Genomic DNA, 12,361 nt, shown 5'->3' with positions numbered 1-12,361 from the left:
TCACGCGCGCATCACGGCGCGAAGAACACGTCGGTGCGGTTCGTCAGATTGCTGTTGGTTTGCACGAACAGCGGATGGAACGACGACGACGGCAGCACGTCGAGCCCCTGGTAATCGCCGATGAAGAAGCCCTCCGCGTTCGGCGCGAGCTTCATGTCGAACGGACCGCCGACGCGCCGCTCGTCGGCGAACGTGGCGCCGTCGTCATGCGAGATCTTGCGCCAGAAGCCGGTCGGCAGCGTGGTCGTGTTGCCGGCCTGCAGATCGCGGAAGTCGTAATAGTTCACCATCACCGAGCCCGCATTGTCGACGCGCACCGACGGATTGAACGCGGGGCGCCCGGTCGGCGTGTTCACCTGCAGCGGCGCACTCCAGGTCGCGCCACCGTCCTTCGACGTCGAGAGCGCGATCTCGTCGTACTTGCCGCCGTTGAAGCGGCTGTCCTGCCACACGACGTAGAGCTGCCCCGATGCGGGATCGATCGCGGGTTCCGGAATGATGTCGCCGGTGCGCACCGGTTCGCCGGTGTTCGGATCGGTCACGCCGACCGTCTGCAGCCCGGCGATCACCCGCGGTTGCGTCCAGGTCGCGCCGTCGTCGGTCGACTTGATGAACGCGACCTTGCCGGCGGCCTTGCCGAACGGCGGCTGGATCAGATCGAAGAAGTTGTACAGCGTGCCCGTTTTCGGATCGACGACGATCTGGTTGCCGATCGTCTGCTGACGCGCCGGCACGTGGACGATGACTCTCGCTTTGGTCCAGGTCTTGCCGCCGTCGACCGTCTTCGAGAACAGCGTCGGCCCGCGGTAGGCCGCCGTGTGCAGGTTCGCGTACGGATTGCCGTTCGGCAGCTCGAGGCGGTCCCACACGGCATAGGCGGTGCCGGCCTTCACAGGGTTCGCCGTCACCGATTCCTTGTCGTTGAAGAACTGCGTCGTGGGCTCGTCGTTCGCGATCAGCACGGCCGGGCTGCTCCATGTCTGTCCGCCGTCGGTCGACACCGAAGCCCCGACCGCATTGCCGTTGTTCGACTGGTTGAACGAGATCGACACCGAGTATGCGGTGCCGTCCGGCCCGAACGACACCCACGGATCGGACGCGCGCTCGTACTTGAGCCCGCCCGGCGCACATGCGCTGAACGGCTGCGGTGTGCGCGCCCAGGTCGCGCCGCCGTCGAACGTGTAACCGGCGACGAGCCCGTGGGCGCCGCCGTTCGACCAGCGGTCCTGCTGCCACACGGCGATCATGTTGGTCGGGTTCGCGGGATTGACCGAAAGCCACGGTTCGACCTCCGCGTTCACGTAGTTCGTGCCGGGGCCGCCGATGGTGCAGGCGGCGAATGGACTCGGGCCGGACACGACCACGGGTTCGGCGTGCGCCGCCGCGGCGGCGGCCATCGCCATCACGGCGGACAGGCGGGTGACAAGCGAGTGGGACACGATCGTGCGTCGCATGGACTACTCCTCGTTGACATGCGGCGGCGATGGCCGGGCACGGCACGACGACGCGACGCGCATCGGTGCGCAGCGACAAAGGGTGCCGTGCAACGCGTCGGGTCGGGTCGTTCAGGAAGCCGTTTCGGTCATCGCAATCCGCGTGTGCTGGATGCCGCCAGCACGTCGGTTAAGACTCCTCTTCGTTTTCGTTGCTTGTCGGGTAGAGCCTGCAATGCGGACCCGACGGGAAGGCAGGTCGGTGCATACGGCGAATGCAGCAAAGTGGATTGCAATGTAGGCGATCCCCATGCGGCGCGGGAGGCAATTTTTTGTAACAGAGCGTAGCCGGAAAGCGTTGCCGAAGCGGCACGTCCGGAACGCAAAATTTGCCGCCGTATTGGTGCGGAAAACGAAGCGAAAATGCGAATCGCAATCGCTTTCGATCGCGGCGTGCGGGGGGTGACGTATCGAGGCGATGTGATGTAGCGTGACTGACGTGATGCGTTGCGCGCGCGGTTCAGCGCTCCGCCGGAAAACGGTCCTGCAATGCGTGCAGCCAGCGCGCGACGACGTCGAGTTCCGCGTCGGAAAACCCGTCGCACAGCTTGCCGTTCAACTCGCGCAGCACCACACGCGCACGCTTGAGCGCCGCGTGACCTTCGTCGGTCAGGAACAGGCGCGTCGCGCGCCCGTCGTCCGAATCGGCGTGACGCGCGAGCAGGCCGGCCTTCGCCATCCGGTCGGCGAGCCCCGTCATCGCGGACGGCGCCAGTTGCAGCGCCGCGCCGACTTCACCGATCAGCGCACCATCTTGCTTCGCGAGGCAGAACAGCACGCCGGCCTGCGCGGCGCTGGCGCGCGAATCGGTTTCGGCCTTGCGGTCGACCCAGCGCTGCACGCGCCGCTGGCCGATGTTCAACAGGAAAAATAGTCGTCGGTCTTCGCTCAAGCTTGGTTCCCGGCAGCAATGGAAAGGGACGGGCGGCCCGCCTCGCGCGGCGCGTCGAGCGCCTGCGCGAGCCAGTCGGCGACCGCGGGCCACAGCACGGCGCCGGGCCGGCTGCGGAAGAAGCCCATGTGCCCGACCGGCCCGCTGCCCGCGGCGTGCGGATCAATCTGGCGGCGTTCGATGGCCGCGCGGGTCAGGTAGCTTACCAGCAGGTCGATCGCGGGCGGGTTCGCCCACGGATCGTCGTCGAAGCCGAGCGCGAGAATCGGCAACTGTTGCTTCGAGAAGCGCTCGGCCGCACCGAGCGTCGGATCGTCGAAGAAGTAGCGCGGCAGCGTGGTCCAGCGGCTCCATTCGCGGAACACGCCGGCGGGGAGATCCTCGCCGAGCCCGAGCCGTTTGCCGGGCACGTAGCCGAGCAGCGCGGACGCGAGCGGGCCGAGCACGCGCAGGATTAGCCGCACCTTCAGCCGCTCCGCCGCGCCGGAAATCAGCCGCGTGCTGCCCGCGTGCGCGGCGACGAGCACGGCCGCGCGCAGATGCGCGGTGCCGGCCGACAACCCGATCGCATGCCCGCCGACGCTATGCCCGACCGCCAACAGCGGCAGCCCGTCGTATGTCTCGCGCGCCCACGCGATCGCGGCGCCGACGTCGAGTTCGACCCAATCGCGCATGCGGGCCTGCAGCGCGCTCAGCCGCGCGGGCCGCGACGCGCCGATGCCGCGATAGTTGTAGGTCAGCGCCGCGAAGCCGCGCTCGGTCAGAAAGCGCGCGAAGCCCGCATACAGCCGCTCCGGCACGGCGGTTGCCGGATGGATCAACACCAGCGCGCGCGGCGGCGCGTCCGGCGACCACAGCGTGCCGCGCAGCGGGTAGCCGTCGGCGGCGGAAAACTCGATGGGTTCTGGCGTCATGGCCGTCCTCGTGTCGGGCAGTTATTTCGTATGCGAAATATAGGTCGAGAATTATTTCGCGCACGAAATATCTGTCGAGGAATCATTCGAACGGCTTCCCGGCGGGCTGAATGCGGGACGGGTCGACACGGAACCTATTTTTCGGGAGGATGACGCGCCGTCCGTCGACGAGAGCCTGAACGGCAACGCGATCGATGTCGGCTTTCTCGGCGATTCCGCGCTGCTCACGGTTGCGAAGCAATCGCGGTGAGCGAGGACATCCGAATATTCCGCTCCGGGTGATTCTTAGAATGGTTCGCGAGTTCAGCGCCGGGAAGTGTCGGCGGACTCAATATCCGGCCATGAGTCCGTTCCGCCGTCATCGCCGTAGCGCGATAGGCCTCTCACGGAGCCGGCACCAGCGTTTACCGGGCCGTCTTCGTGTTCATGCACTTTCGACGCGAGTTTGCTGGTCGGGCATCGGTTTACGCCGATTCCAAATGTTCGCGGTCGGCATTTCGATGACTCGGTGCAGGATGTAGGCGACCGCAACAGCGCATATGAGAGCGACCGCAGCGGCTTGGTAGTACCTGAAGTGGTAAACCATCAAAAGACGGATGATCGCGTAGCCGCTGACCGCGTGTACGAGATAAAGCGGATAGCTGATGTTCGCAAAGAAGTCGACGATCTTCAGCGGTCTGAAACGGTCGCGCAGCGCGAAACAGCATGAAAACAAAACTAGAGCATAAAAGTAGTTGATCGGTGTCGCCCAGAACTGAGCGGCCAGCGACGTATGTGGCCACGCTGCAAGAAAAGCGATGAAGATCGCAATGGTGGATGCGAACAGCGTTGCGGTCGAGATGCGCTGATTCAACCGGAAATTGAACAAGGTCCCGATAAACAAGAAGGAGACCATCATGAGCTGGTACTTGAAAAACGCCAATACTACCGGCGTCGATCCGACTTGAATCGTGTCCCATGATGCCGGCCACCATGTCACCAGCGCCATGACGACAAGCGAAAAATTCACCAACGCGAGCGCTGACGCACGCTTGATGAATGGCCACATCAGCAAGGCCGCGACGTAGAAGAGCACCTCGATACACAGCGTCCAATTGACCATATCGATGCTGGCGACGTTGAGCTGCTGGTGGAGCAACAATAGGTTCCACGTTGCCTGATCGGACGTGACGTAGAATGGGCTCCCCCAGTATCTGGTGGACAGATAGATGGCGCCCAGCGTGACCAAGGTGGCCGCCCAGTACGTCGGGAAAATCCTGAACAGTCGAGCTGTAATGAATTTCACACCGCCCAACTTCTCTAGCGAGAACGGGATGACGAAACCGCTGATCAGGAAAAAGACCGCGACTCCGAACGGGCCGTAGTTGAATGTCGGAGCAAAGAAAACGTATGGGAAGATGCGCGGCGCGCCCCCTTCGACTATCGGCGCGCCAATGGTTTGGGCGACTACGTCGCGACCGAACCAGTAGACTCCGAGATAGTGGGCGACGATGACGGACAAGACAGCTAGGCCCCGAAGCTGATTTGCAAATACGATTTTCCCGTCTCTCTTTATTTGTGTCATGTCGCTAGGCTTGGAATGGCCGGTCAGGCTGAAGGCGCGAATATACCATTAAGGCCGATTTAGACGGGTCTGAAGCCCCCGCCGTGGGGCCCTCATGACATTATCGGCATGATCACTGCGCCGCCCGACTCGCAGGTCGACGTACCGGGCGGCGGCGCCGTCCAGCACGACTAAGTGCGGCGCTTTGCGCGGCGCACGAAGCCGCCGGTTTCGACCAGATCCTGGTCGGCCATTTCAGCAACGCGGCGGACGGCTTCATCGTCGCGTCGTTCGCGGCCGCCGCGCGGCAGATCGCGACGCTCGATGTATTCAGCGGCGGCCGGCTCGCGCTGAACGTCGTGTCGGGCGGCGACGATGCCGACCTGCAGCGCGACGGCGATTTCGTGCCGCACGACGCGCGCTACCGCCGCACCGGCGAATATCTCGACGTGCTGAAACGCATCTGGCTCGCCGATGCGCCGGTCGATCACGACGGCGCGTTCTACCGGCTGCGCGGGGCGTCACCTGTCGTGAAAAGCGCGCAGCGGCCGCATGTGCCGATCTATTTCGGCGGCTCGTCACCGGCCGCGCTGGCGGTGGCCGGGCAGCACGCGGATGTCTACATGACGTGGGGCGAACCGCTCGCCGCGGTGCGCGAGCAGATCGCGCGCGTGCGGGGCGCCGCGGCGCCGTTCGGACGCGCGCCGCGCATCAGCGTGTCGTTCCGGCCGATCGTCGCAGGCACTGAAGCCGCCGCGTGGGAGAAGGCCGAGGCGATCCGCGCGCGCGTGCGAGCGGCACGGCTCGCGCACGGCCAGCCGATCGACGGCCACGCGCCGCAGAATGCCGGTTCGCAGCGGCTGATGGCCGCGGCCGCGCAGGGCGACGTGCTCGACGAGCGGTTGTGGATGGGCGTCGCGAACCTGACCGGCGCGCGCTGGAATTCGACTGCGCTCGTCGGCACGCCCGAGCAGGTCGCGCGTGCGCTCGGCGCGTATTACCGGCTCGGCGTGTCGACGTTCCTGATACGCGGTTTCGATCCGCTCGACGATGCGCTGGCCTATGGACGCGATCTGATTCCGGCGATTCATGCGCATATCGCGGAACTCGACCGCGAGAACGTGGCGGTGACCGCATAGGCGACGACGGCCGATGCTTCGTCTCGCCCCGGCATGTCGATCGCGGACCGCCGGGGCGATTTCATTTCCTGCACCCGTGCATCGGCCCGTCGAATCAGAACGACGGCAACCCCGGCGGATTCGTCTGCGCACGCGCGAGCGCCTCGCTCTGCAACCCCCAGCGCGCGAGCGCCTGCCCGTAGCGGCCGTTGTCGATCAGCGTGTTCGTCGCGAGCGTCAGGGCGGGCGCGAGCCCGCTGCCGCGACGCGTCGCGATCGCGACATCGGCATTCGCCGGCCAGCCCGCGTTGACGACGCCGACCCGGCGGATCTTGCCGTCGCGCGCGGCCTCGTATGCGAGCGACGCGTTCGGGTTCAGCTCGGCATCCGCGCGGCCCGACAGCAGCGCGACGCGTGCCGCCGCATCGTCGTCGAAATAGAGCAGCTCGGTCGCCTTTGACCCTTGCGCGACATTGCGCCGGCTCCATTCGAGCAGGATGCGCTCCTGGCTCGTCCCCGCGCCCGTGATGATGCGCAAACCGGCGATGTCCTTCGGTTGGGCGATCCGCGCGATCGGGCTCGCGTTGCGCACGTAGAAGCCGTGCAGCCCGAGCCGGTAGGTCGTGAAGTCGTACTTCTCCTTGCGTTGCTCGGTCACGCCGACGTTCGAGATCACCGCATCGTACTTGCCGGACGTGAGCCCGAGCGGCCAGTCGGCCCACGCGATCGGCACCAGCCGCAGCGTGCGGCCCAGCGCATCCGCGACGAGCTGCGCATAGTCGGGATCGGCGCCCACCACGGTGCGCGCGTCGGTCGCGTAGGTCGACACCGGCGGCGCATGCGGCGAGATCGCCACCGTGAAGGCACCGTCGCGCACCCAGCGGTAGTGGCTGGCCGCGCGAATTGCCGCGTCGTCGCGCGACGCACGGATCCGGCCGCTCTGGTGCGGATCGAGGTCCGCCGTCGCAGTGGCTGCATTGGCCGCATCGGCGGCATGCCCGCGCAGGCCGGTTGCGGCCGCAAGCGCGGCCGTCATGAACTGGCGTCGGTCGATCATCGTCGGTCGCCTCGGAGGTGGGGAGCGGCGTGCATCACAGCACCCGCGACAGGAACGCGCGCGTGCGCGGATGGGCCGGCGCGTCGAGCACAACGGCGGGCGGGCCCGATTCGACGACGCGGCCGCGCTCCATGAACAGCACGTTGTCCGCGACTTCGCGCGCGAAGCCGATCTCGTGCGTGACGATCACGAGCGTGGTGCCCGAGCGTGCGAGTTCCTTGATCACGTCGAGCACTTCGTTGACCAGTTCGGGATCGAGCGCCGACGTCGGCTCGTCGAACAGCAGCACCTTCGGGCGCAATGCGAGCGCCCGCGCGATCGCGACGCGCTGCTGCTGGCCGCCGGATAGCTGGCGCGGGTAGGCATCGGCTTTATCCGCGAGGCCGACACGCGCGAGCAGCGTACGCGCGGTGCGCTCGGCGGCCTCGCGCGTGATGCCCGCGACGGCGACGGGCGCCTCCACCAGGTTCTCGAGCACGGTCAAGTGCGGAAACAGGTTGAAGTTCTGGAACACCATGCCGACCGCCGTGCGCCGCTTCAGCACGTCGCGCTCCTTCAGCTCGTGCAGCACGTCGCCGTCGCGCCGATAGCCGATCAGCTCACCGTCGATGTCGATGAAGCCGTCGTCGACGCGTTCCAGATGGTTGATCGTGCGCAGCAGCGTCGACTTGCCCGACCCGGACGGCCCGATGATCGCCGTCACGCTGCCGCGCGGCGCGACGAACGACACGTTGTCGAGCACGCGCTGCATGCCGAACTGTTTCGATACGTTGTGCACGGCGACTTCGCCGCCGACGCTCGGCAGCGGCGCTGCCGCGGCGTCGCCGCGTGCCGTTGCGGTGGTTGTCGCGTGGCGTGCCGCGGCACGCCGCCATAGCGCACCGATGCGCGCCAGCACGAACGTCAGTGCCGACGGCGGCGGGTTGCGCAACGCCCCCCGCGCGTAGTGGCGCTCGACCTGAACCTGGATCGCCGACAGCACGGTCAGGATGATCAGATACCAGACGGTCGCGACCATCAGCAGCGGAATCACTTCGAGATTGCGGCGATAGATCACCTGCACCGTATAGAACAGCTCGGGCATCGCGAGCACGTACACCATCGACGTGCCTTTCGCGAGCGAGATGAGATCGTTGAACGCGGTCGGCAGGATCGCGCGCATCGCTTGCGGCAGCACGATCCGCGTAGTCTGGCGACCGCGCGGCAGGCCGAGCGCGGCGGCGGCTTCGAGCTGCCCTTGGTCGACCGCGAGAATGCCGCCGCGGATCACCTCGGCGGAAAACGCCGCGTGGTTCAGCGTGAGGCCGAGCACGGCCGCGAGGAACGGGCTGATCAGGTCGGTGGTCGGCGTGTCGAACCACACGATGTCGGTGAACGGCACGCCGAGCCGCACGTGTTCGTACAGGTAGCCGAGGTTGTTGAGGATCAGCAGCAGCACGATCAGCGGAATCGACCGGAACAGCCACACGAAGGTCCACGCGCTCGCGGCGAGCAGGCGCGAACGCGACAGCCGCGCCAGCGCGACGAACGCGCCGAGCGCGAAGCCGAACACCGCGCCGAGCAGCGTCAGCACCAGCGTGCGCGCGAGTCCGGACAGCACCGGCGGCGACAGAAACCATTCGGCGAATACCGGCCAGCCCCATTGCGGGTTGCCGAGGATCGAATGCAGCGCGAGCGCGATCAGCACGAGCGCGAGCACGGTGCCGGCCGTGCGCGAGCGGTGGCGGGCCGGCACGATGCGCAGGCGCGTGCCGGCGTCGCGGACGCGGGACGAAGGAAGCGGCGGCAGCGCGCCGCCGAGATGGGTCGTGTCGCTCATGTCGATGAAGGTCCTCGATCGGGTCGGTCGGACGCGCCGCGCGTGACGGCGCGTCGGCGTCACGCGTGCGCTTCGGCCGCGTCGTCCTGTTTCTGCACCGCGCCGGGCGCCGCATGGCGGCTCGCCTTGCGCGGCAGGCCGAGGTGGTCGCGCAGCGTGCTGCCCGGCAGGTCGCGGCTGTAGCGGCCGCGTGCCTCGAGCACCGGAATCACGAGGTCGACGAAGTCGTCCACGCCCTGCGCCTGCACTGGAAAGCCGAGGATGAAGCCGTCGCCGGCGCCGGCGTCGTGCCAGCGGATCAGCTCGTCGGCGACATGCTCGGCCGTGCCGATGAAGTTCGGGCGCGGCGTCGCGACGGCGAGCGCCGTCTCGCGCAGCGTGAGCTGCTTGCGCTTCGCGTCGGCCTTGATCCGGTCGGTGGTCGAGCGAAAGCTGTTGCGGCCGAGGTCGCCGAGGTCGGGGAACGGCGCGTCGAGCGCGTACTGCGTGAAATCGTGGTGATCGAAATAGCGGCCGAGATACGCGAGCGCCTCGTCGATCGTCAGCAGGTCGCGGATCGCCTGATATTTGTCTTCCGCTTCGGCGGCCGTGCGGCCGACGATCGGGCCGACGCCGGGGAAGATCTTCACGTCGCCGGGCTGCCGCCCGTGCTCGACCGCGCTCTGCTTCACGCGTCGCGTGAACGCGGCCGTTTCGTCGAGCGACGGCGAATGCGTGAACACGGCATCCGCATACTTGCCCGCGAGCCCGATGCCCGTGTCGGACGAGCCGGCCTGGAAGATCACCGGCTGCCCCTGAGGCGAGCGCTGGATGTTCAGCGGGCCCGCGACCTGGAAGAAGCGGCCGTGATGGTCGAGCGTATGGAGCTTGTCGCGATCGAAGAAGCGCCCGGTCGCGCGATCGCGCACGAACGCGTCGTCGTCCCAGCTGTCCCACAGCCCCTGCACGACGTCGAGGTATTCGTCGGCGATCTCGTAGCGCAACGCGTGCTCCGGATGCGCCTTGCCGAAATTCTTCGCGGTGCCTTCGAGCGGCGTCGTCACGACGTTCCAGCCCGCGCGCCCGCCGCTGATCACGTCGAGCGACGCGAGCTGGCGCGCGACCGTGAACGGCTCGCTGTACGACGTCGAGATCGTGCCCGCGAGGCCGATCTTCTTCGTCGCGACCGCGAGCGCCGACAGCACGGTCAGCGGCTCGAAGCGGTTCAGGAAGTGCGGGATCGACTTCTCGTTGATGTAGAGGCCGTCCGCGACGAACGCGAACGCGATGCCGGCGGCTTCCGCCTTGCGCGCGATGCCGATCGCGAAGTCGAGGTTGATGCTCGCGTCCGGCGGATTGCTCGGGTGCCGCCAGGCGTTCATGTGGCTGCCTGCGCCTTGCAGCATCAGGCCGAAGGGAATCGATCGTCGGGTCGTCATGGGGGCGTCACGCGTTCTGGTCGGGGTAAAGGGAACGTTCGGCCGAAAGGGCCGCCTGCACGGGCGTGATCGACTGCGCGCCGCCGAGCCATTCGGCTGACGCGAGGCGCGCCGCGTAATCGGTCACCGGCGAGTCGATCACGAACGCGTCGACGTCGAGCCGCCGGCTCAGCGCATCGAGCGCGCGATGCACGCGCTCGGGCGTATCGGCCAGCACGGTCGGGCGCAGCTCGTCGATCCGGTAGTCGGACGCGCCGCTTTGCCGCGCGAATTCCGCCGCGGCCTGCGCGCTCGCCAGGTTGAAGCTCTGACCGCCGGCGAACTGCAGCCGGAAGATCTTCAGCGGCCCGATCAGCTGCTCGGCCTCGTCGCGGGTCGGCGCGGCGACCGCGTACAGCGCGACGAGCGCGCGCGTGCCGCCCGCGTCGCGATACGCGGTGAGCGAGCGCTCGAGGTTCGCGTCGTCGCCGTTGAAGTGCCCCGCGTAGCAGAAGCGCCAGCCGTGGCGCGCGGCGAGCGCGCCGCTGTCGGGCGAGCCGCCGAGCAGGATGCGCTCGGGCGCGTGTGGCGGCACCGGCAGCGCGACCGCACCGGCGAGCGGATGATCTTCGGCGACACCCCAGCCGAGGAACGCGTCGAGCGCCGCGAGCTGGCCCGCGAAGTCGGGCTTGTTCGCCTTGTCGTGAAACCACTGCAGCGCGCGCGTGGTGAGCGGCAGCCCGCCGGGCGCCTTGCCGATGCCGAGATCGACGCGGCCCGGCCCGAGCGCGGCGAGCAGCCTGAACGACTCGGCGACCTTGAACGGGCTGTAGTGCTGCAGCATCACGCCGCCCGAGCCGACGCGAATGCGCGACGTGTGCGCGAGCAGGTGCGCGACCACGATCTCGGGCGCGGAACTCGCAAAGCCCGGCGCGCCGTGATGCTCGGCCACCCAGAAGCGCTCGTAGCCGAGCTGTTCCGCGCGTTGCGCGAGGGTCGTCGTGAAGCGCAGCGCGTCGGCGGCGGTCGTGCCGTCGGCGATCGGGCTTTTATCCAGCAATGAAAGCGAATAAGACATGGTGTTCGGCGTTCCTGCGCAACGCGTGGAAGGGGGCGCTCAGATCTTCGGCAAGCCCGGCGGATTGGTGCGCGACTGATCGATCGCTTCCGATGCGAGGTTCCAGCGCTCCAGGATCTGCTGGTAGCGGCCATTCTTGATCAACCCGTTCAGCGCGACCGTCAGCGGATCGGCGAGCCCGCTGCCGCGGCGTGTCGCAATCGCGATGTCGGCCGTGCGCGGCCAGCCGCCGCTGATCGCGCCGACGAGCCGCGTCTTGCCTTGCTGCGCGCTCTGGTACGCGAGCACCGAGTTCACGCTGAACACGGCATCCGCGCGGCCCGACTGCACGGCAACGATCCGCATGGCCTGGTCGTCGTAGTACTGGACCTGCACGGGCTTCAGGCCGTGCGCGACGTTCTCGCGGTCCCACGCGAGCAGGATCTTTTCCTGGTTGGTGCCGGCGTCGGTCACGATGCGCAGCCCCGCGACGTCCTTCGGCTCGCGGATCGACTGGATCTTGCTGTCGTTGCGCACGTAGAAGCCGACCTGGTCCTTGCGGTAGGTCGAGAAATCGAACTTCTGCTTGCGCTCTTCGGTGACGGTGACGTTCGAGATCACCGCGTCGACCTTCCCCGATTCGAGTGCGAGCGGCCAGTCGGCCCACGCGAGCGGGACGATCTTTAGCTTGCGGCCGAGGCTGTCGGACACGAGCTGGCCGACGTCCGCGTCGAAGCCGATCACCGTGCGCGCGTCGGTCGCATACGAGCTGATCGGCGGCAGGCTCGGCGCGACGCCGATCGTCAGCGTGCCGGCTTCGGCGAACTTGAACGACGCGGGCACCGCGCGTTCGACAGCCGCATCGGCCGTGCCGCGCGGGCGGCCGCGCTGCTCGGGACTCAGGTCGAAGGTCGCGGCGGCCGCGGCGATCGCGGTCACGCCGATCAGCGCGGCGGCTAGTGCGGCGGCCAGCGTGCGCAGCACGCGCGGCGTGAAGGGTACGGCTCGTTGCATGGATGCGTCCTGTCGTTGTCGTGTCGTTGTGTCGTGGGAAGCGGAGTCGGATGAAGC

The 12,361-nt window shown here is 67.5% G+C and carries 9 protein-coding genes and 1 pseudogene; 1 reads left to right on the top strand and 9 read right to left on the bottom strand.

The genetic code is table 11. The annotated features are described in order from the left end of the window. Positions 1 to 11 precede the first annotated feature (11 nt). The 4 genes from BAMB_RS19415 to BAMB_RS19400 form a co-directional block, all read right to left on the bottom strand. Positions 12 to 1,454 (bottom strand): sialidase family protein, encoded by a 1,443-nt coding sequence (locus BAMB_RS19415; protein WP_011658875.1) that lies wholly within the window; start codon positions 1,452 to 1,454, stop codon positions 12 to 14. Between the two features lie 499 nt (positions 1,455 to 1,953). Next, positions 1,954 to 2,385, bottom strand: a complete 432-nt coding sequence (locus BAMB_RS19410) for a MarR family winged helix-turn-helix transcriptional regulator (protein WP_011658874.1) — start codon at positions 2,383 to 2,385, stop codon at positions 1,954 to 1,956. Further along, positions 2,382 to 3,299 (bottom strand): alpha/beta hydrolase family protein, encoded by a 918-nt coding sequence (locus BAMB_RS19405; protein WP_011658873.1) that lies wholly within the window; start codon positions 3,297 to 3,299, stop codon positions 2,382 to 2,384. Before BAMB_RS19405 ends, BAMB_RS19410 begins: the two co-directional genes overlap by 4 nt. Before the next feature lie 424 nt (positions 3,300 to 3,723). After that, entirely contained in the window at positions 3,724 to 4,863 is a 1,140-nt protein-coding gene (locus BAMB_RS19400) for an acyltransferase family protein (protein WP_011658872.1), read from the bottom strand. A gap of 108 nt (positions 4,864 to 4,971) precedes the next feature. On the opposite strand from BAMB_RS19400, the pseudogene BAMB_RS19395 reads away from it, so the two are divergent. Further along, positions 4,972 to 5,981, top strand: a pseudogene (locus BAMB_RS19395) (LLM class flavin-dependent oxidoreductase). A 94-nt stretch (positions 5,982 to 6,075) separates the two neighbouring features. On the opposite strand, the gene BAMB_RS19390 reads toward BAMB_RS19395, so the two are convergent. The 5 genes from BAMB_RS19390 to BAMB_RS19365 are packed head-to-tail and all read right to left on the bottom strand — an operon-like array spanning position 6,076 to position 12,304. After that, complete coding sequence (locus tag BAMB_RS19390; RefSeq protein ID WP_011658870.1) at positions 6,076 to 7,017, bottom strand: ABC transporter substrate-binding protein; 942 nt, start codon at positions 7,015 to 7,017, stop codon at positions 6,076 to 6,078. A 34-nt stretch (positions 7,018 to 7,051) separates the two neighbouring features. Next, positions 7,052 to 8,836, bottom strand: coding sequence for an amino acid ABC transporter permease/ATP-binding protein (locus tag BAMB_RS36120; protein ID WP_011658869.1), 1,785 nt, complete (start codon positions 8,834 to 8,836; stop codon positions 7,052 to 7,054). A 59-nt stretch (positions 8,837 to 8,895) separates the two neighbouring features. After that, positions 8,896 to 10,254: an LLM class flavin-dependent oxidoreductase gene (locus BAMB_RS19375; RefSeq protein ID WP_011658868.1), complete on the bottom strand. Its 1,359-nt coding sequence runs from the start codon at positions 10,252 to 10,254 to the stop codon at positions 8,896 to 8,898. A gap of 7 nt (positions 10,255 to 10,261) precedes the next feature. Beyond that, complete coding sequence (locus BAMB_RS19370) at positions 10,262 to 11,311, bottom strand: LLM class flavin-dependent oxidoreductase (RefSeq protein WP_011658867.1); 1,050 nt, start codon at positions 11,309 to 11,311, stop codon at positions 10,262 to 10,264. A gap of 39 nt (positions 11,312 to 11,350) precedes the next feature. Continuing rightward, positions 11,351 to 12,304, bottom strand: coding sequence for an ABC transporter substrate-binding protein (locus tag BAMB_RS19365; RefSeq protein ID WP_011658866.1), 954 nt, complete (start codon positions 12,302 to 12,304; stop codon positions 11,351 to 11,353). Between the last annotated feature and the right edge of the window lie 57 nt (positions 12,305 to 12,361).

The sequence above is a fragment of the Burkholderia ambifaria AMMD genome, assembly GCF_000203915.1.
GTDB classification, from domain to species: Bacteria; Pseudomonadota; Gammaproteobacteria; order Burkholderiales; family Burkholderiaceae; genus Burkholderia; species Burkholderia ambifaria.
This window is presented reverse-complemented; position numbering and strand designations above follow the sequence as displayed.

Excerpts from the sequence above, each read along its gene's own strand:
- BAMB_RS19415 (WP_011658875.1), bottom strand. The coding sequence starts at position 1,454 with ATGCGACGCACGATCGTGTCCCACTCGCTTGTCACCCGCCTGTCCGCC.
- BAMB_RS19405 (WP_011658873.1), bottom strand. The coding sequence starts at position 3,299 with ATGACGCCAGAACCCATCGAGTTTTCCGCCGCCGACGGCTACCCGCTG.
- BAMB_RS19400 (WP_011658872.1), bottom strand. The coding sequence starts at position 4,863 with ATGACACAAATAAAGAGAGACGGGAAAATCGTATTTGCAAATCAGCTT.
- BAMB_RS19390 (WP_011658870.1), bottom strand. The coding sequence starts at position 7,017 with ATGATCGACCGACGCCAGTTCATGACGGCCGCGCTTGCGGCCGCAACC.
- BAMB_RS36120 (WP_011658869.1), bottom strand. The coding sequence starts at position 8,836 with ATGAGCGACACGACCCATCTCGGCGGCGCGCTGCCGCCGCTTCCTTCG.
- BAMB_RS19375 (WP_011658868.1), bottom strand. The coding sequence starts at position 10,254 with ATGACGACCCGACGATCGATTCCCTTCGGCCTGATGCTGCAAGGCGCA.
- BAMB_RS19370 (WP_011658867.1), bottom strand. The coding sequence starts at position 11,311 with ATGTCTTATTCGCTTTCATTGCTGGATAAAAGCCCGATCGCCGACGGC.
- BAMB_RS19365 (WP_011658866.1), bottom strand. The coding sequence starts at position 12,304 with ATGCAACGAGCCGTACCCTTCACGCCGCGCGTGCTGCGCACGCTGGCC.